We start from the raw sequence: 18,836 nt of genomic DNA on the forward strand, positions 1-18,836 counted from the left end.
CGACGCTTCGGTCAGTCGTGTGCGGCGACCGGCTCGGGCGACGGCACGGTGCCCTGCGCCGGGTCCTTCGTGATCCGACCCGGCCACCAGAAGCGGTCGCCGAGCAGGAACGCCAGCGCCGGCACCAGGACCGTGCGGACCAGCAGGGTGTCGAGCAGGACGCCGATGCAGACGATGATGCCGATCTGGGTCAGGGTGATCAGCGGCAGCACGCCGAGCACGGCGAAGACCGCGGCGAGCAGCACTCCGGCGCTGGTGATCACACCGCCGGTGACCCGCAGGGCGGAGAGCATCCCGGCGCGGGTGCCGGCGCTGCGGGCGTCCTCCCCGGCCCGGGTGACCAGGAAGATGTTGTAGTCCACCCCGAGCGCCACCAGGAACACGAAGGCGAGCAGCAGCACCCCGCTGTCCAGGGCGGGGAAGCCCAGCACGTGGTCGAAGAGCAGCCAGGCCGCGCCCAGGCTGGCGAAGAACGACGCGATCACGGTGAGCACCAGCAGCAGCGGCGCGAGCAGGCCGCGCAGCAGGAGCACGAGCACACCGCCGACCAGCAGCAGGATGATCGGCAGGATGAGCCGCAGGTCCCGATCGTTGGCCTCGTCGGAGTCGTAGGTGGCGGCCACGGAGCCACCGACGATCGCCCCGGACGGGGTGTCGCCGCCGACGGTGGCCGGCGGCGCGGAGCCGGGAACGGCGGCGACGGCCTCGCGCAGCGCCTCGATCGCCCGGTCCGAGGCGGTGGTGCCGGGTTCGGCGTCGAGGACCACGTCGACCTGGGCGACAGCGTCGCCCGCGTCGCCGGGGCGTGCCGAGGCGACACCGGGTACCGCGCTGGCGGCGTCGGTGACCACCCGCACCGCCGCCGGGGTGGTGATCACGGCGACGGGTTGGGTGCTGCCGGCGGGGAACGCCCTCGCCAGGGTCTGCGCCCCGGTCACCGCCTCCGGTTCGGCCCGGAACTGTTCGGTCTCGGACAGGCCGGTACGGATGCCGAGCCCACCCAGCGCCAGCGCGCCGAGCAGCACGGTGGCCAGGGTGGCGACCACCACCGGGCGGCGCTCCACGGCCGCGCCGAGCCGACCCCAGAGCCGACCCTCGCGCGCCGGGCCGCCGACGCGGGGGACGAACGGCCAGAACAGCCCGCGACCGAAGAGCACCAGCACGGCGGGGAGCACGAAGAGGGCCGAGAGCATGGCGAAGACCACACCGGTGGCGCAGGCCACCGCCAAGGCCCGGTTGGTCTCCTGTTCGCTGAGCAGCAGGGTGAGGACGCCGAGCACGACGGTGCCGCCGCTGGCGAGGATGGGCTCCGCGGTGCGGCGCAGCGCGGCGCGCATCGCCCTGAACCGGTCCTCCTCGCGGCGCAACTCCTCCCGGTAGCGGGCGATGAGCAGCAGCGCGTAGTCGGTGGCGGCGCCGAAGACCAGCACGCTGGCGATGCCGGTGACCTGACCCTGCTGGAGGTTGATGCCGACACCCGGCACGATGACGTCCACCGCGCGCAGGGTGAGCTGCTCGGTCGCGGCGACCACGACCAGCGGCACGATCCACAGGAACGGGCTGCGGTAGGTGATCAGCAGCAGCACCGCGACCACGGCGGCGGTCACCGCGAGCAGGGTGATGTCGGCGCCGTCGAACACCGAGGACAGGTCGGCGGTGAACGCCGGTGAACCGGTCACCTCGACGGTCAGCCCGTCGGGCAGGTTCGCCAGCGCGGCGCGTACCTGGTCGACCTGTTCGACGACCTCGTCCTGGCCGCCGGCGATGCTGAGCGGCACGGCGACCAGCGCCACGGTGCCGTCCGGGGAGACCTGCGGTGGGCTGATCTGCCCGCCCACCGCGAGGCGGCCCAGGTCGCCGGCGCGGGCGGTGACGGCGCCCCGGTCGGCCTCGGTCAGCGCGCCCCCGTCGTCGCGGCTGACCACCACGATGGCCGGCTGGACCTCGCTGGACGGGAGCTGGTCCTGCAGTCGCTCCACCTGGGTCGACTGCCACTGGGCGGAGAGGCCGCTGGCGGATACCGGCGCCGGGTTGTCCGGCTGGGGTAGCCCGAAGACGGCCGCGCCGACGACGATCGCGGCGGCCACGGTGAGCCAGGCGGCCAACCGGCCGCGGGCGACTCTGGTGAAGACGGACATCAGCTGACCCCAAATTATTTCGAGTGCCAAGTATCTTGATTATCGAGATTATCGGCGGCTGTTCTATGCTGCAACTCGAGAGACGACGACGGGGAGAAGCGGCACGCGGTGGCGACTCAGGGCATGTACCGGCGGCGCGAGACGCGCCGCGAACAGCTGGTCGCGGAGATCACCAACAACCTGCGGCGGTACGCGGTGGACGCCCAGCAGGTGAGCCACGCCTTCGCCAATCTGCACGGCCTCAACCCGACAGACCTGAACGCCCTGCTCGCGGTGATGGACGCGGAGCTGCTGGGTGACCCGATCACGCCCGGACGCCTCGGTGAGCAGCTCAACCTCTCCTCCGGCTCGGTGACCGCCCTGATCGACCGGCTGGAGCGGGCCGGCCACATCCGCCGGGACCGCGACACCGTCGACCGGCGCAAGGTCCTGCTGCACTACGCCCACCAGGGCATGACCCTGGCCAGGGAGTTCTTCCGGCCGCTGGGCGAGCGCACCGACACGGTGATGGACCGCTTCAGCGAGGACGAGCTGGCGGTGGTGCACCGCTTCATGGCGGAGATGAGCGAGTCCCTGCGGACGCACCGCGACGCGGTGCGCGCCGCCCGGCCCGAGTCGCCCCGCCGCCCGACGGGCTGACCGTGCCGGACCGGCTCGTCACCCGCCTCGCCAGCGCCGCGCTGCGGCTGCCACCGACCCGCCCCGGCCCGGTGCGGGTCACCCGTGACCTGCCGGTGCGCACCCGCGACGGCGTGGTGCTGCGCACCGACCACTACGCCCCGGGCCACCACGGCGCGCCGACCGTGCTGATCCGCACCCCCTACGGGCGGGGCGGACCGCTGCGGCTGCTCGGTCGGCTGCTCGCCGCACGGGGCCGACACGCGGTGATCCAGTCGTGCCGGGGCACCGGCGGGTCCGGTGGCACGTTCGTCCCACTGGTGCACGAGCGCGACGACGGCGCGGACACCCTGGAGTGGCTGCGTCGCCAACCCTGGTGGTCCGGTCACCTCGGCATGTTCGGGGTCAGCTACCAGGGCTTCGCGCAGTGGGCGCTGGCCGCCGACGCCGGCGAGGAACTGCGCGCGATGGTCGCGGTGGTGACCGCCTCGGCCACCCGGGACTCGACGTACGCGGGGGAGTCCTTCGCCCTGGACACCGTGCTGACCTGGGCGGAGCTGCTGCACGCGCAGACCGTGCCGTGGCTGGCCCGGCAGTGGGAGCTCAAACGCGGGCAGCCCCGGCTGGCCGCCGCGCTGGCGCACCTCCCCCTGGCCGACGCCGACCGGGTGGCCACCGGGGTGAGAATTCCGTTCTTCCAGGAGTGGCTGCGCCACCACACCCCGCAGGCCGCGTACTGGCGGACCCGGGTCTTCGCCGACCAGGTCGCGAAGGTGCGGGCGCCGGTGGTGATGGTCACCGGCTGGCACGACATCTTCCTGCCCGCCCAGCTCGACGACCACGCCGTACTGCGCGCCGCCGGCACACCGTCGCGCCTGGTGATCGGCCCGTGGACGCACGGCAGCCCCGGACTGTTCGTGGCCGCGCTGCGCGAGGGGTTGGCGTGGCTCGACGAACACCTGCCGCAAACGCCTCGACCGGGCGGACGGGCGCGGCCCGAGGTGGCGCCCGTCCGGCTGTACGTCAGCGGCGCCGGCGGCGGGTGGCGGGACCTGCCGGACTGGCCACCACCGGCGGTCGAGACCGCCTGGCACCTGCAACCCGACGGCAAGCTGGCGGCGCGCCCACCGGTCGCGTCGACGCCGGACCGGTTCCGCTACGACCCGGCCGACCCCACCCCGTCGCTGGGCGGGCCACTGCTCGTCGCCCAGCGGGCCGGCCCGGTGGACAACCGGCCCGTCGAGGCCCGCCCCGACGTGCTCACCTACACCAGCGCCCCGCTGACCGACCCGGTCGAGGTGATCGGCCCGGTCCGCGCCGAGATCCACGTCCGCAGCGACCTGCCCTACCTGGACGTCTTCGTTCGGCTGTGCGACGTGGACCGCAAGGGTCGTTCGTGGAACGTGTGCGACGGTCTGGTGCGGGTCACCCCCGAGCGCTTCCCGGCCGATTCCGCCGGGGCGCTGCGGGTTCCGGTGCCGCTGTGGCCGACCGCGTACCGGTTCGCCGCCGGGCACCGACTGCGGGTGCAGGTCTCCGGTGGCGCCCATCCACGGTGGGCCCGCAACCCCGGGACCGGGGAATCCCTCGGCACGGCGGTGACGCTGCGTGCCGGCTGGCGGCAGATTCTGCACGACCCGGATCACCCCTCGGCGGTGTTGCTGCCGATCGTCCACTCTGCTCCACCGCAACCTCCAATCTGAACAGACCCTCTCTGAGCTGGTCGTTTGCCGAAAACGCGGGCTATGGTGGAGTCAACGCCCGGCGCCGTGCGCCAGTAGGCCGGGCTCGTTCGAAGCCCAGCACCGCGTACGCGGTGTGACGTCGTGCCCGGTCCTCGCCTCTCGAAAGGGGGACCTCATGACTCGGGCCCCGGCTAACCTTCTGGCCGTCCGAAGCCTGCTTCTCACTCACCTCGACAACGCCCCCGGGCCAGACGATCTGGAACCGGGTGAGGTCGGCATCGTCGGCGACTCGGCCCACCGGGGCGGCTACCACTGCGGATCGGACCGGGTGGTCGTCAACGACTACTCGGTGGTCGAGTCACCCCGTGACCGGGCCGGGCTGACCCTCGACGCGGCGGCGCTGGACGTCGGCCAGTTCGACGTCCGCTCCGGCGGTCGGACGAACACCCTGGCCAGCTTCTCGGTCTGGTGCGTCGCGCAGTGCGCCGCGAACGCCGCCGACACCCGGGACATCCGGGAGATCATCTACAGCCCCGACGGCAGCACGGTGAAGCGGTGGGACCGCCTCGGCAAGCGCACCAGCGGCGACAGCTCGCACCGCTGGCACACCCACTTCAGCTTCTTCCGCGACGCCATCAAGGCGGGCCGCGACCAGCGGCCCCTGTTCCGCCGCTACCTCAGCTCCATCGGACTCCTGGAGGACGACATGACCCCCGAAGAACACAACTGGCTGGCCACCGTCCACAAGAACCTCACAGTGCTGGACGGCCGCAACCCGGTCGGGCAGATCTACACCCGGATGGCGCTGGGTGAGGATGCCACCGTCCCGAACTTCACCTCGGCGCACCCCACGCTGCGGTCGATCGGCGCCCAGCTCAGCGCGTTGCAGACGGCGCTGACCGCGCTGTCCAACCGGGACTTCACCGACGAGCCGGCGATCGTGGCGGGTGTGCTGGCCTCGCTGACGCCGGAGAAGATCGCCGCGGCCATCCCACCGAACATGGCCAAGCAGGTCGCCGACGAGCTGGCCCGCCGGCTGGTCGCCTGAGCGGGGGGGTGGCCCGGGACGCCGGGCCGCCCCTCCCGGCAACATTCCGCAACGAATATTGAGCAATAGTCATTGCGCAACAGGTGTTGCGGATGTGACGATGGCGTCATGGAACGCTCCGACGTACGCCAGATCACCGACTCCCGGGTGCTGGCCGCCATGTCCCACCCGCTGCGCCGCCGGTTGATGGACGTGCTCAAGGTCCACGGACCCTCCACCGTCGGCCTGCTCGCCGAGCGCACCGACCAGGCCCCCGCGAATGTCAGCCACCACCTCAAGGTCCTCGCCGCCGCCGACCTGGTCACCGAGGCGCCCGAGTTGGCCCGGGACCGGCGCGAACGGTGGTGGCGCCTGGTCACCCGAGGGCTGCGCTGGTCCAACACCGACTTCGACACCGACCCGGCCTCCCGCGCGGTCGCCGACGCCGCCACCTCGCTCAACCTCGACCGGCACGTCGCCCTGGCCCGCGCATGGCACGCCGCCGACGAGGCCGAGCAGGCCACCTGGAACGACGCTGCGTTCTCCACCGACCACTGGCTGCGCCTCACGCCCGAGGAACTGGCCGAGCTGAGCCGCGAGATGATCGCCGTCCTCACGCGCTGGGCCAACCGGGACCTGCCCGACGACGACGCCGACCGCAGACCGGTCTTCGTGTTCGTCCACGGCGTGCCGGCGCGACCGTGACCGCCGCCACCCGCAGCGACCCCACTGACGTCCGGAAGACCGGCGGGCTGCTGCGGCACCGCGACTTCCGGCTGCTCTGGACCGGCCAGACGGTCAGCAGCATCGGCAGCAACGTCACCACTGTCGCGCTTCCGCTGGTCGCGGTCGCCGTCCTGGACGCCGACACCTTCCAGGTGGCGGTACTCACCGCCGCGGCCTGGCTGCCCTGGCTGCTGATCGGCCTGCCGGCCGGCGCGTGGGTCGACCGGCTGCCCCGCCGACCCGTGATGGTGGCGTGCGACCTGCTCCGCGCGCTGCTCTTCCTCAGCGTGCCGCTCGCCGCCGCACTCGACCGGCTCACCGTCTGGCACCTGCTGCTGGTGGCACTCAGCGCCGGCGTGGCCCGGGTCTTCTTCGAGACAGCCGACCAGGTGTACCTGCCGGTGCTGCTGCGACCCGAGCAACTGCCGGAGGGCAACGCGAAGCTGCACGCCGCCCAGACCGCGAGCTATGTCGTTGGCCCCGGCGTCGCAGGTCTGATCGCCCAGCTCATCGGTGCGGTCGCCGCTCTGCTGCTGGATGCGATCAGCTTCCTGGTCTCCGCGGTGTGCCTGCTGCGGATCCGCACCGTCGAACCGCGCATTCGCCGAGTGGACCAGTCCCGGTCACTGCGCCGTGACATCGCTGAGGGGCTGCGTTTCGTCGCCCGAGACCCGTACCTGCGGGTGCTGACGGTCTTCGGCGCGGCCAGCAACATCGGGCTGACCGGTTACCAGGCCGTGCTGGTGGTCTTCCTGGTCCGTGAGTTGCGTCTCGAACCGGGCCTGGTGGGCGTCCTGATCGCCGTGATGAGCGCCGGTGGGATCATCGGCGCGCTGTTCGCCACCACGGTGGCCCGCCGCTGCGGCACCGCGCGGGCGCTGCTGGTCGCGGCGGCGCTCACCGGCCCACCCGCGCTGCTCATCCCACTCGCCGCACCCGGCATCGGGCTGGCCTGGCCGGCGCTCGGTGGCCTGCTGATCGGCCTCGGGGTGGCCATCGGCAACGTGGTCAAGGGCGCCTTCCGGCAGACCTACACGCCGCACCACCTGCTGGGCCGGGTGACGGTGAGCATGCACCTGCTCAACTACGGCACGATTCCGCTGGCGGCCGTGCTGGCCGGTGCCATCGGCGCACGTTACGGCGTCCAGACGGCAATTGTCGGAATGACCGCCTGGTTGGCGCTCACCCCGTTGATTCTGTTGGTGGGGCCGATCCGGAGGCGGCGGGACCTGCCCGCCGCCCCGGCGTCGTCTTGAGTGCGCTGCGACGGCGGCCGGAGACCGGCCGCCGTCACCGGCACGGAGCTACATCGGGCGGACGTTGTCCGCCTGCGGACCCTTCTGCCCCTGGGTCACCTCGAACTCGACCTTCTGGCCCTCGTTGAGCTCCCGGTAGCCGCTCGTCGCGATGGCGGAGTAGTGGACGAACACGTCCGGCCCTCCACCGTCCTGCTCGATGAAGCCGAAGCCCTTTTCCGAGTTGAACCACTTAACCGTGCCGGTTGCCATGCATCTCTCCCTGTTCAAAGCGGCTGACCCCCGGCCTCTGGCCGATGATCGCCCGTACCTGTTCGACAGTAACGGGCAAAACCCCGATCCGCTGGCCGAAGTGCCGTAGGTCTTCGAGCGAACTCGGGTGAACTCTGCGCGGCGGCACGTGAAAGTCGCCCCGACCAACCGCCGCTGGGGCATGCTTGCGCCGATGAGAAGTGCCGAAGCCGACGCGCTGACCGAGCTGGAACGCGAGGTCGGCACGCCCGGTTCCGGTCTGGACAGACTCCGGTTGATGCCCACCCCCTTCGTCCCCGAGGTGCGGCTGCACCTGGCCGAGGACGCGATCGTCTGGTGGGCCCGGATGGAGGCGACCGCCGGGCACGCGCTGCCGGCGCCGTACTGGGCGTCCGCCTGGGCCGGCGGACAGGCCCTGGCCCGCCACCTGCTGGACCACCCCGAGCTGGTCGCCGGTCGCCGGGTGCTCGACCTCGCCGCCGGGTCCGGGCTGGTGGCCATCGCCGCCGCGCTGGCCGGCGCCGCGGAGGTCATCGCCAACGACATCGACCCGTACGCCGTCGCCGCCGTCACCCTCAACGCGCGGGCCAACCACGTCGCCGTCGACGCCACCGGCGACGATCTGCTCGACAGCACCGAGCCGAAGGCCGACCTGGTGGTCGCCGGGGACGTCTTCTACGACCGCGCGATGGCCGACCGGATGCTGCCCTTCCTGCAACGGACCGCCGCCGCCGGCGCCGACGTGCTGGTCGGCGACCCCGGCCGCGGACACCTACCGGCGGACCGCCTGGCCGTGCTGGCCGACTACCCGGTGCCCACCACCGAACCCTCCGTCGACTCGTCGCTGCGTCACGTGCAGGTGCTGCGCCCCGCCTGAGGCGGAAACCCCCGACTCAGGGACGACCCCGAGTGGGATACCAGGGGTCACTGGGGGCTACGACCCGATGTCCGAAGTGGCGCGGCGGCCATAGCGTCGACGCATGACGCAATGGGTGGCCCAGATCGGAGAACTACCGGTTCTGCTGCTGATGGGCGCGCTCGGGCTCGTCATGCTCTTCGACGCCGTACCCCTGCTGGGTGTCCTCATCCCCGGCGACGTCGCGATCCTCGCCGCCGTCGGGGTCGGCCGCCCGAGCACCGGGCTGGCCACCTTCGCCGCGGTGCTGGTCGGCTGCCTGGCGGGCTGGTCGCTGAGCTTCCTGATCGGCCGTCGCTACTCCGACCGGCTGCGCCACAGCCGCCTTGGCGGTTGGATCGGCGAGCCCCGCTGGACCGCGGCGGAAGGCATCCTGCGCCGCGGCGGCGGTCGGATGATGGTCGTCGCGCCGTTCCTGCCCGTCTTCAACGCGCTGCTGCCACTGGCCGCCGGCGGGCTGCGGATGTCGTACCGTCGATTTCTCGGCTGCGCGACGCTCGGCGCGGCCGCCTGGGCCGGTCTCTACCTGGCCCTGGGCACCGCGGCGCGGTCGGTGGTCGGCCTGCTGCCGGGCAGCCCCAGCCCGCTGCTGGTCACCATGGGGGTCGGGCTGGTGCTGGCCTCCGTCGCGTTGCTGGGGGCGCGGCGGCGGTTGTTCTCCGTCGTTGGCTGAGCTTTGTTCGCGGTCCGGGGGGCTCGGGGCCGGGTTGCGGTGGGTGGGGGCGGGGGTGCCGCCTACCGTCGGTGGTGGGCTTGATCTTGGTGGTTCTCGGTCGACGTTGGGTCTTGGGTTGGGGGTGGGGTTACCAGCCTCGGGCTTTCCACTGGGGGAGGGCGGGGCGTTCGGCGCCCAACGTGCTGTCCTTGCCGTGGCCCGGGTAGAACCAGGTGTCGTCCGGCAGCTTGTCGAACAGCTTCTGCTCGACGTCGCCGATCAGCGCCGCGAACCGCTCCGGGTCCTTGTCGGTGTTGCCGACGCCACCAGGGAAGAGACTGTCGCCGGTGAACAGGTGCGGGGTGCCGGCCGGGTCGCGGTAGAGAAGCGCGATCGAACCCGGGGTGTGCCCCTGGATGTGGATGACCTCCAGCGCGCAGTCGCCGACCGCCACGGTGTCGCCGTCGGCCAGCCGCTCCGCCTCGATCGGCAGGCCCGCCGCGTCGTCGGCGTGCACCAGCGCCCGGGCGCCGGTCTTGGCGACGACCTCCTCCAGCGCCACCCAGTGATCCATGTGCTGGTGGGTCGTCACCACGGCGGTGAGCCCACCCTCGCCGATCAGGTCGAGCAGCCGGGGTGCCTCGTTGGCGGCGTCGATCAGCACCTGGTCACCGGTGGCCGTGCAGCGCAGCAGGTAGGCGTTGTTGTCCATCGGGCCCACCGACAGCTTGCTGATGGTCAGCCCGGCCAACTCCCGAACCGCGGGTGCGCCGCCGTTCGTGACGTCTCCGTTGTATGTCATGACGTTTCTATATCCATTCCGGTGGAGTAGGCAGGGGACCGTCAGGGATGACGGAGAGCGGGGCGCCGTCGGCGCGGCCGATCAGCCAGGCGGCGAGGTCGGGGGCGGGACCGGCGACGACCGGGGCGCCGACCCGCTCCCCGATCACCACCTCGTGCTCGCTGCCGTCGAGACGGAGCACCATCGACGGGGGCGTCGGACCGGTGCCGTGATGGCTGGCCGCCTCGCGCAGCAGTCGGTGGGCGAACGCCTCCGACCAGTCCGTGGCCCGGTAGTCGGCGGCCAGATCGAGGTGGTGCACCTCGATCTCCCGCAGCCGACCCCAGACCAGCAGCGCGGCCGGCCACGGGCCCTTACGCGCCTGCACCGTCGCCGCCCACGCCTCGGCCGGCATCGCCGCGACCGCCTCGGCGAACAGGTCCGCGGTGCGGCGCAGGTCGTCCAGGTGCGCGGCCGGTGGTCGGCCCGAACCGGCTTCGATGTCCGCCGTGCGGGCCTCCAACGAGGCGTACATCGGCACTGCCTCCCCGGTGCGGGCCGAGGTGAGCAGGTTGACGAAGCCGTCGGCGTTGCGCGCCACGTGCGCCAGCACGTGGCCGCGCGTCCAGCCCGGCAGCAGCGACGCGGCAGCCAGGTCCGCGGCGTCGAAAGACGCGGCGGTACGGAGTAGTCGGCTGGTGGCCGCGTCCACCTCGCCCATCAGCAGCAGCGGATCCGTGGTCACCCGTCGACAGTAGCGGTCCGCCGCCCGCGGCGTCGCCGGGGAAATCGCTTTCGGCGCGTCGGCGCACGACCTACCGTCAGCGGCAGACGCGGCACCGGGACATCGGACGGAGGTGGTTGATCATGCCGGACGTGGCACGCGTGTTCCGCCATCACCAGCTTCGACACCGATGAGGATGCTATGACGATCGATCTGACCGCCCTCGGCTGGGACGCCGAGCGAGCGGCGTACGCCGCGCGTCGCGGCGAGCACCAGCCGGGTCGGGTGGCCCGGGTGGACCGGGGGGTCTGCACGGTGCTGACCACCGTCGGCCCGGTCCGGGCCAGCCTGGGCGGGGCGGTGCTGACCGTCGCCGCGCGGGACCCGTCCGCGCTGCCCTGCGCCGGGGACTGGGTGCTGCTCACCCACTGGCCGGACCGCCGGGTCACCGTGGAGGCGGTACTGCCGCGGCGCGGCGCGCTGATCCGGCGTACCGCCGGCAAGGACGCCAGCGGCCAGGTGCTGGCCGCCAACCTCGACGCCGCCGCCGTGGTCGAGCCGGTGCACCCCGAGCCGGACGTGGGCCGGATCGAGCGGCTGCTCTCCCTGGCCCACGAGTCCGGCGCCCGACCCCTGGTCGTACTGACCAAGGCGGACCTGGCGGCCGACCCGGGCGCGCTGGCCCGCCAGCTGGCCGCTGTCGCCCCCGGGGTGCCGGTGCTGCCGGTCAGCGCCGAACGTGGCCTCGGGCTGGACCCGCTGCGCGCCGAGGTGACCCCCGGTCGCACGCTCGGCCTGCTCGGCCCGTCCGGTGCCGGCAAGTCGAGCCTGGTCAACGCCCTCGTCGGGGCGGTGATGATGCCCACCCAGGCGATCCGGCGGGTGGACGGCAAGGGTCGGCACACCACCACCTGGCGGGCTCTCGTACCCGTCCCCGGCGGCGGCGCGGTGATCGACACGCCCGGCGTGCGGGCGGTCGGTCTGCTGGACGGCGCGGCCGGGCTCGACCGGGCGTTCGCCGACATCGCCGGGCTGGCCGAGGGCTGCCGGTACGCCGACTGCGGCCACGACGGTGAGCCGGCCTGCGCGGTCCGGGAGGCGCTGCACACCGGCGAGCTCTCCACCCGTCGGTGGGAGAGCTGGCGGCGACTGCAGGGTGAGGTGGCCCACGAGAGTCGACGGCGCGAAGCCCGGGTGGCGGCGGAGCGGCGCGGCGGGTGGCGTTCGGCCCGACGTCGCGCGGCGCGTCCGCCGACGCCCGGGGGCTACTGACCGTGGTTCGCGGCCGACCGGCCGGGGCTCCCGGCCGGCTGCGGGCCGGGCGGCCGACCGGGCTGAGCTGGGGGAATGTGCGGGCGAGGGAAACTGTCGTACCTCGGGGCTAGAGTTGCCGAGGCGTGTTTTCCGCGCCCGCACGACCGCTCAAGAGCACCCAGAGCGGGACACATCCTTCGCTTCATCTTCTCCCGGGAGTACACGCACTGTGGCCGACCGACTGATCATCCGTGGCGCGCGCGAGCACAACCTGCGTGACGTCAGTCTCGACCTGCCCCGGGACGCACTCATCGTGTTCACCGGGCTGTCCGGGTCGGGCAAGTCGAGCCTGGCCTTCGATACGATCTTCGCCGAGGGGCAGCGCCGCTACGTCGAGTCGCTCTCCTCGTACGCCCGGCAGTTCCTCGGCCAGATGGACAAGCCGGACGTCGACTTCATCGAGGGCCTGAGCCCGGCCGTCTCGATCGACCAGAAGTCCACCTCGCGTAACCCGCGTTCGACGGTCGGCACCATCACCGAGGTCTACGACTACCTCCGCCTGCTCTACGCCCGCATCGGTGAGCCGCACTGCCCGGTCTGCGGCGAGCGCATCTCCCGGCAGAGCCCGCAGCAGATCGTCGACCGGGTCCTCGCCATGGCCGAGGGCACCAAGTTCATGGTGCTCGCCCCGGTGATCCGGGGCCGCAAGGGCGAATACGTCGACCTCTTCGCCGAGCTGCAGGCCAAGGGCTACGCCCGGGCACGGGTCGACGGCGTGGTGCACCCGCTGACCGAGCCGCCGAAGCTCAAGAAGCAGGAGAAGCACACCATCGAGGTGGTGATCGACCGGCTCACCGTCAAGCCGAGCGCCAAGCAGCGGCTCACCGACTCGGTCGAGGCCGCGCTGGGGCTGTCCAGCGGTCTGGTCCTGCTCGACTTCGTCGACCTGCCGGAAGACGACCCGGACCGCGAGCGCCGCTACTCCGAGCACCTGGCCTGCCCCAACGACCACCCGCTGGCCATCGAGGATCTCGAGCCCCGGGTCTTCTCCTTCAACGCGCCGTACGGCGCCTGCCCGGAGTGCACCGGCCTGGGCACCAAGAAGGAGGTCGACCCGGAGCTGCTGGTTCCCGACCCGGAGCGCAGCCTGCGCGAGGGCGCCATCCAGCCCTGGTCCACCGGGCACAACCTGGAATACTTCCTGCGCCTGCTGGAGGCGCTCGGCGAGGCTCAGCACTTCGACATCGACACCCCGTGGCGGGCGTTGCCGGCGCGGGCGCAGAAGACGATCCTGCACGGCTCCGACGACCAGGTGCACGTGCGGTACCGCAACAAGTACGGCCGTGAGCGCTCCTACTACACCGGCTTCGAGGGCGTGGTGCAGTGGATCGAGCGCCGGCACTCCGACACCGAGTCCGAGTGGTCCCGCGACAAGTACGAGGGCTACATGCGCGACGTGCCGTGCGCGGCGTGCGGCGGTGCCCGACTCAAGCCCGAGGTGCTCGCGGTCACGTTGGCCGGCAAGAGCATCGCCGAGGTCTGCAACCTGTCCGTGGGGGAGTGCGCCGACCTGCTCGCCGGCATCGAGCTGACCGACCGGCAGAAGATGATCGCGGAGCGGGTCCTCAAGGAGATCAACGCCCGGTTGCGGTTCCTGCTCGACGTCGGCCTGGACTACCTCTCCCTGGACCGCCCGGCCGGCACGCTCTCCGGCGGTGAGGCACAGCGCATCCGGCTGGCCACCCAGATCGGCTCCGGTCTGGTGGGCGTGCTCTACGTGCTCGACGAGCCGTCGATCGGGCTGCACCAGCGCGACAACCACCGGCTGATCGAGACCCTGATCCGGTTGCGCGGGCTGGGCAACACGCTGATCGTGGTGGAGCACGACGAGGACACCATCCGCACCGCCGACTGGATCGTCGACATCGGGCCGGGCGCGGGTGAGCACGGCGGCAAGATCGTGCACAGCGGCTCGGTGCCGGCGCTGTTGAAGAACAAGGAGTCGATCACCGGGGCGTACCTGTCCGGTCGGCGGTCGATCCCGACGCCGACGGGCCGCCGCCCGCAGGATCCGGCCCGTGAGCTGGTGGTGCACGGCGCACGGGAGCACAACCTGCGCAACCTGCGCAACCTGACCGTCTCGTTCCCACTGGGTCAGCTGATCGCCGTCACCGGGGTCAGCGGCTCGGGCAAGTCGACGCTGGTCAACGACATCCTCTACGCGGTGCTGGCGAACCAGATCAACGGTGCCCGGCTGGTGCCCGGCCGGCACACCCGGGTCTCCGGTCTGGAGCACGTGGACAAGGTCGTCGGCGTGGACCAGTCACCGATCGGTCGGACGCCGCGTTCCAACCCGGCCACCTACACCGGGGTCTGGGACCACGTCCGCAAGCTCTTCGCCGAGACGACCGAGGCGAAGGTGCGCGGGTACGGCCCTGGGCGGTTCTCCTTCAACGTCAAGGGCGGTCGCTGCGAGGCGTGCTCGGGTGACGGCACCATCAAGATCGAGATGAACTTCCTCCCCGACGTGTACGTCCCCTGCGAGGTCTGCAAGGGCGCCCGGTACAACCGGGAGACCCTGGAGGTGCACTACAAGGGCAAGACCGTCTCGGACGTGCTGGAGATGCCGATCGAGGAGGCCGCCGAGTTCTTCTCCGCCATCCCGGCCATCCACCGGCACCTGAAGACGCTCGTCGACGTCGGCCTGGGCTACGTCCGCCTCGGTCAGCCCGCGCCGACCCTCTCCGGTGGTGAGGCGCAGCGGGTCAAGCTCGCCTCCGAGCTGCAGAAGCGCTCCACCGGGCGGACGGTCTACGTGCTCGACGAGCCGACCACCGGTCTGCACTTCGAGGACATCCGCAAGCTGCTGATGGTGCTGGAAGGGCTGGTCGACAAGGGCAACACGGTGATCACCATCGAGCACAACCTCGACGTGATCAAGACCGCCGACTGGCTGATCGACATGGGCCCCGAGGGCGGCCACCGGGGCGGCACCGTGCTCGCCACCGGCACCCCAGAGGAGGTCGCCGAGGTGGCGGAGAGCCACACCGGCCAGTTCCTGCGCCAGGTGCTCAAGCTCGACGGCGAGGCCAAGGGTGCGGCCGCCGCCACCACCCGGGCCGCCAAGGCCAACGGCGCCACCAAGGCACGGGCCAGCCGCAAGGTGCCGGCCGGCGCGCGCTGACCTCGCTGTGCGTGTTCGTCGGGCGGGGCGGGTCGGATGACGACCCGCCCCGCCCCATTTGCCGGGTCGGCCGGATGCCGCCATGAACCATCCGGCACAGTTGCGCGTGTGGAGAAGTGTGGCCGGCTTCCGACCGGCGCAGCGGGCCAGAGAGAGGCGAGGCATGAGTGACGATCAGGCGCTGACCGGTTCGGGTACCCAGACACGCCGTACCCTGCTCACCGGCGTCGGGGCGGTCGGCGCGGCCGTCGTCCTGGCTGCCTGCGGCAGCGACGACGGCGGCAGCGGCAGTGACGCACCCACCAGTGGGGGCCCCGCAGTGCCCAGCACCGGCGACGCCGGCGGCGGCGACCGGCAGAACGCCCAGTCGTTGGCCACCACCACCGACATCCCGGTCGGGGGTGGCAAGGTCCTCGCCGCCGAGGGCGTGGTCATCACCCAGCCCACGGCGGGTCAGTTCAAGGGATTCAGCCCGATCTGTACGCACCAGAACTGCCCGGTGACGAACGTCGACGGCGGCACCATCAACTGCACCTGCCACAACAGCAAGTTCTCGATCGAGGACGGCTCGGTGAAGGCCGGCCCGGCCACGAAGCCGCTGCCGCCGAAGAACATCAAGGTCACCGGCGACCAGATCTCGCTGGCCTGATCGCCGCCGGGCTGGTCTGGCGGCTGGGCTGGTCTGGCGGCTGGGCTGGTCTGATCGCGGGGCCGCCGGGCTGGTCTGACGGCCGGGCTGGCGTGACCGCCGGGCCGGCGGGCTGATCTGGTGGTTGGGCCGGCGCCCCTTGATCGACTCGCGGTCCCGGAGATCGGGGTGTCCGTGGCGTGCCGACACCCCGACCTCCGGGACGCCGAGTGGATCACGCGCCTGCCGGGGGCTGTCGGTGCCGCGGACTAGGCTTGCTGGCGTGGCTGACCCCTCTACCTACCGCCCCGCACCCGGCACCATCCCGGAGCTACCGGGGGTCTACCGCTTCCGCGACGGCACCGGCCGGGTGATCTACGTCGGCAAGGCGCGCAATCTGCGCAGCCGGCTCAACTCCTACTTCGGCGACGTCTGGAACCTGCACGAGCGCACCCGTCAGATGGTCACCACCGCCGAGTCGGTGGACTGGATCACCGTCGGCACCGAGGTCGAGGCACTCCAGCAGGAGTTCACCTGGATCAAGCAGTACGACCCGCGGTTCAACGTCCGCTACCGCGACGACAAGTCGTACCCCTATCTCGCCGTCACCCTCGACGAGGAGTACCCGCGGCTGCAGGTGATGCGCGGCGCCAAGCGCAAGGGCGTGCGTTACTTTGGCCCGTATTCGCACGCCTGGGCGATCCGGGAGACCCTCGACCTGCTGCTGCGGGTGTTCCCCGCCCGGACGTGCTCCGCCGGGGTCTTCAAGCGGGCCGGTCAGGTCGGTCGTCCCTGCCTGCTCGGCTACATCGGCAAGTGCTCGGCCCCGTGCGTCGGCACCGTCTCCGCCGACGAGCACCGGGCCATCGTCGACGGGTTCTGCGATTTCATGGCCGGGCGCACCGACACCATGGTCCGCAAGATCGAACGCGAGATGACCGAGGCGAGTGAGCAGCTCGAGTTCGAGCGGGCCGCCCGGCTGCGCGACGACGTGGCAGCGCTGCGTCGGGCCATGGAGAAGCAGACAGTGGTGCTGGGCGACGGCACCGACGCGGACGTGGTCGCGTTCGCCGACGACCCGCTCGAGGCGGCCGTGCAGGTCTTCCACGTCCGCGACGGCCGGGTCCGCGGCCAGCGCGGCTGGGTGGTGGAGAAGACCGAGGACCTGACCACCGGAGACCTGGTGCACCACTTCTGCACCCAGGTGTACGGCGGCGAGCACGGCGAGGCCGACGTGCCCCGCGAGCTGCTCGTGCCCGAGCTGCCAGCGGACGCCGACGCGCTTGCCGACTGGCTCTCCAGCCACCGGGGCAGTCGGGTGTCGCTACGGGTGCCGCAGCGTGGCGACAAGCGTTCCCTGATGGAGACGGTGGAGCGCAACGCCAAGGACGCGCTGGCCCGGCACAAGCTGAAGCGCTCCGGTGACCTGACCACCCGGGGCAAGGCACTGGACGAGATCAGCGAGGCGCTGGGCATGAGCACGTCGCCGCTGCGCATCGAGTGTTTCGACATCTCCCAGATCCAGGGCACCGACGTGGTCGCCAGCATGGTGGTCTTCGAGGACGGGCTGCCCCGCAAGAGCGAATACCGGCGGTTCATCGTCCGGGGCGCCACCGACGACCTCTCCGCGATGTCCGAGGTGCTGCGCCGCCGCTTCGCCCGCTACCTGGACGCCAGGGCCGAGACGGGCGAGGTGGGCGTGGAGTCGGCCGACGACCAGGCCGCCCCGCAGGATGCGGTCGAGCCGCAGGTCGGCGTCCTGATCGATCCGACGACCGGCCGGCCGCGCAAATTCGCGTACCCGCCGCAGCTGGTGGTCGTCGACGGCGGTGCCCCACAGGTCGCAGCCGCCGCGCAGGCCCTGGCCGACCTGGGCATCGACGACGTGGCGCTGTGCGGGCTGGCCAAGCGGCTGGAGGAGGTGTGGCTGCCGGACGACGAGTTCCCGGTCATCCTTCCGCGTACCTCGGAAGGGCTCTACCTGCTGCAACGGGTGCGTGACGAGGCCCACCGGTTCGCCATCACCTTCCACCGGCAACGCCGCTCGAAGCGGATGACCGAGTCGGCACTCGACCACGTGCCCGGCCTGGGGGAGGTCCGGCGCAAAGCGCTGTTGCGGCACTTCGGTTCGCTCAAGCGACTCTCGGCCGCAACTGTCGAAGAGATCACGGAGGTGCCGGGGGTCGGTCGGCGCACCGCCGAGGCGATCCTGGCCGCCCTCGACAAGGACACGAAGGCCGTCGACGGCGCGGAGGCGAAACCCAACGCCTGATCCTGTGATGCCGGGGTGTCCCGGGTGCGAAGCAGGCGTGATCGACTCGGGTTTCATGAAGTCGCGGTGTCCCAGGCGCGCGGATGCCGCGTCTTCCTGAAACCCGAGTCGATCATGCCGCTGTGTCCGCTGTGTCCGGGTCGCCAGCCGTCGAGGCAGGCGTCGGGTCGGCGGTTTGTCGGGTTTGGGTGGGGGTGTCGGGTGGTCGGGGCCACCCCGACGGCGGAATCGGGGGCCGGGCGGGGTCGTTATACCTGGCAGACCACCGCGCCCCCGGCCCGGTGGAGAGCAGCCGCCGGGAACACCCGCCCGGCCACCCCGGTTACACCCCGCACGGCCGAGCACCACCGGCCGGCCCCAGGTAGGCGAAACCAGCCAGGCCCGAGCACCACCGGCCAGCCCTGGTAGGCGGAACCAGCCAGGCCCGGCATCACAACAGGGCCGATGGGCAGGCGGAATGACCCGCCACCGCGAACCGTTACACCCTGTCCCGACGCCGACCCCAGCGGGTCGCCGGGCCCCCACGAACCTCCCCGCACGGCCACACCCCCCGGTTCAGTGCCCGTGCGGTTCCCCCGATGCAGAGGAGCACGCCATCATGCGTACCGATCTGATTCGTAAGACCGCCCTGACCGCCGCCGGTCTCGCCTTCACCGGCGGTGCCATCGCCGGCCCCGTCACCACCGCTTTCGCCGCCCCGAACACCAGCAAGCCGGCGTC

15 protein-coding genes are annotated in these 18,836 nt (G+C 71.9%); 11 read left to right on the top strand and 4 right to left on the bottom strand.

The window, feature by feature from the left end:
- Positions 1–11: 11 nt before the first annotated feature.
- Entirely contained in the window at positions 12–2,138 is a 2,127-nt protein-coding gene (locus tag ACX27O_RS32520) for an MMPL family transporter (protein ID WP_458940586.1), read from the bottom strand.
- 123 nt (positions 2,139–2,261) lie between these two features.
- On the opposite strand from ACX27O_RS32520, the gene ACX27O_RS32525 reads away from it, so the two are divergent.
- The 5 genes from ACX27O_RS32525 (at position 2,262) to ACX27O_RS32545 (ending at position 7,450) form a co-directional block, all read left to right on the top strand.
- Positions 2,262–2,777 (top strand): MarR family winged helix-turn-helix transcriptional regulator, encoded by a 516-nt coding sequence (locus ACX27O_RS32525; RefSeq protein ID WP_030338019.1) that lies wholly within the window; start codon positions 2,262–2,264, stop codon positions 2,775–2,777.
- Between the two features lie 2 nt (positions 2,778–2,779).
- On the top strand, positions 2,780–4,459 hold the full coding sequence (locus ACX27O_RS32530; RefSeq protein ID WP_458940587.1) for a CocE/NonD family hydrolase: 1,680 nt from the start codon (positions 2,780–2,782) through the stop codon (positions 4,457–4,459).
- A gap of 157 nt (positions 4,460–4,616) precedes the next feature.
- Complete coding sequence (locus tag ACX27O_RS32535) at positions 4,617–5,489, top strand: hypothetical protein (RefSeq protein WP_358128182.1); 873 nt, start codon at positions 4,617–4,619, stop codon at positions 5,487–5,489.
- Between the two features lie 108 nt (positions 5,490–5,597).
- Complete coding sequence (locus ACX27O_RS32540) at positions 5,598–6,173, top strand: ArsR/SmtB family transcription factor (protein ID WP_030338022.1); 576 nt, start codon at positions 5,598–5,600, stop codon at positions 6,171–6,173.
- Positions 6,170–7,450: an MFS transporter gene (locus ACX27O_RS32545; RefSeq protein ID WP_210862089.1), complete on the top strand. Its 1,281-nt coding sequence runs from the start codon at positions 6,170–6,172 to the stop codon at positions 7,448–7,450. The genes ACX27O_RS32540 and ACX27O_RS32545 overlap by 4 nt, the downstream gene beginning before the upstream one ends.
- A gap of 48 nt (positions 7,451–7,498) precedes the next feature.
- On the opposite strand, the gene ACX27O_RS32550 is transcribed toward ACX27O_RS32545, so the two are convergent.
- Positions 7,499–7,702 carry a cold-shock protein gene (locus ACX27O_RS32550; RefSeq protein ID WP_007072071.1) on the bottom strand — a complete coding sequence of 68 codons (204 nt, stop codon included), beginning with the start codon at positions 7,700–7,702 and terminating at the stop codon, positions 7,499–7,501.
- A gap of 193 nt (positions 7,703–7,895) precedes the next feature.
- Between ACX27O_RS32550 and ACX27O_RS32555 the strand changes: the two genes are divergently transcribed.
- The gene (locus ACX27O_RS32555) at positions 7,896–8,579 is read left to right on the top strand and encodes a class I SAM-dependent methyltransferase (protein ID WP_036412762.1); all 684 of its coding nucleotides are present in this window, start codon (positions 7,896–7,898) and stop codon (positions 8,577–8,579) included.
- 103 nt (positions 8,580–8,682) lie between these two features.
- Entirely contained in the window at positions 8,683–9,291 is a 609-nt protein-coding gene (locus ACX27O_RS32560) for a DedA family protein (RefSeq protein ID WP_030338025.1), read from the top strand.
- Positions 9,292–9,421: 130 nt separating this feature from the next.
- Here the strand turns inward: ACX27O_RS32560 and ACX27O_RS32565 are convergent, their stop codons facing one another.
- Complete coding sequence (locus ACX27O_RS32565) at positions 9,422–10,075, bottom strand: MBL fold metallo-hydrolase (RefSeq protein ID WP_458940588.1); 654 nt, start codon at positions 10,073–10,075, stop codon at positions 9,422–9,424.
- 7 nt (positions 10,076–10,082) lie between these two features.
- The gene (locus tag ACX27O_RS32570; RefSeq protein WP_358131364.1) at positions 10,083–10,799 is read right to left on the bottom strand and encodes a maleylpyruvate isomerase family mycothiol-dependent enzyme; all 717 of its coding nucleotides are present in this window, start codon (positions 10,797–10,799) and stop codon (positions 10,083–10,085) included.
- Positions 10,800–10,979: 180 nt separating this feature from the next.
- Here ACX27O_RS32570 and rsgA point away from each other — a divergent pair, with 180 nt between their 5' ends.
- The 4 genes from rsgA to uvrC all read left to right on the top strand — a co-directional run bounded on the left by rsgA (position 10,980) and on the right by uvrC (position 18,116).
- On the top strand, positions 10,980–12,050 hold the full coding sequence (rsgA, locus tag ACX27O_RS32575; protein ID WP_458940589.1) for a ribosome small subunit-dependent GTPase A: 1,071 nt from the start codon (positions 10,980–10,982) through the stop codon (positions 12,048–12,050).
- Between the two features lie 211 nt (positions 12,051–12,261).
- Positions 12,262–15,216 (top strand): excinuclease ABC subunit UvrA, encoded by a 2,955-nt coding sequence (uvrA, locus tag ACX27O_RS32580; RefSeq protein ID WP_458940590.1) that lies wholly within the window; start codon positions 12,262–12,264, stop codon positions 15,214–15,216.
- Positions 15,217–15,379: 163 nt separating this feature from the next.
- Positions 15,380–15,865 (top strand): Rieske (2Fe-2S) protein, encoded by a 486-nt coding sequence (locus ACX27O_RS32585; protein WP_030338337.1) that lies wholly within the window; start codon positions 15,380–15,382, stop codon positions 15,863–15,865.
- Between the two features lie 262 nt (positions 15,866–16,127).
- Complete coding sequence (gene uvrC / locus ACX27O_RS32590; RefSeq protein ID WP_210866745.1) at positions 16,128–18,116, top strand: excinuclease ABC subunit UvrC; 1,989 nt, start codon at positions 16,128–16,130, stop codon at positions 18,114–18,116.
- Positions 18,117–18,836: the final 720 nt, after the last annotated feature.

It is taken from the genome of Micromonospora sp. SD19, from assembly GCF_054462275.1.

What these genes read in the sequence shown, in the direction of transcription:
- ACX27O_RS32520 (WP_458940586.1), bottom strand. Translation starts at nt 2,138, where the DNA reads ATGTCCGTCTTCACCAGAGTCGCCCGCGGCCGGTTGGCCGCCTGGCTC.
- ACX27O_RS32525 (WP_030338019.1), top strand. Translation starts at nt 2,262, where the DNA reads ATGTACCGGCGGCGCGAGACGCGCCGCGAACAGCTGGTCGCGGAGATC.
- ACX27O_RS32535 (WP_358128182.1), top strand. Translation starts at nt 4,617, where the DNA reads ATGACTCGGGCCCCGGCTAACCTTCTGGCCGTCCGAAGCCTGCTTCTC.
- ACX27O_RS32540 (WP_030338022.1), top strand. Translation starts at nt 5,598, where the DNA reads ATGGAACGCTCCGACGTACGCCAGATCACCGACTCCCGGGTGCTGGCC.
- ACX27O_RS32550 (WP_007072071.1), bottom strand. Translation starts at nt 7,702, where the DNA reads ATGGCAACCGGCACGGTTAAGTGGTTCAACTCGGAAAAGGGCTTCGGC.
- ACX27O_RS32555 (WP_036412762.1), top strand. Translation starts at nt 7,896, where the DNA reads ATGAGAAGTGCCGAAGCCGACGCGCTGACCGAGCTGGAACGCGAGGTC.
- ACX27O_RS32560 (WP_030338025.1), top strand. Translation starts at nt 8,683, where the DNA reads ATGACGCAATGGGTGGCCCAGATCGGAGAACTACCGGTTCTGCTGCTG.
- ACX27O_RS32565 (WP_458940588.1), bottom strand. Translation starts at nt 10,075, where the DNA reads ATGACATACAACGGAGACGTCACGAACGGCGGCGCACCCGCGGTTCGG.
- rsgA (WP_458940589.1), top strand. Translation starts at nt 10,980, where the DNA reads ATGACGATCGATCTGACCGCCCTCGGCTGGGACGCCGAGCGAGCGGCG.
- ACX27O_RS32585 (WP_030338337.1), top strand. Translation starts at nt 15,380, where the DNA reads ATGAGTGACGATCAGGCGCTGACCGGTTCGGGTACCCAGACACGCCGT.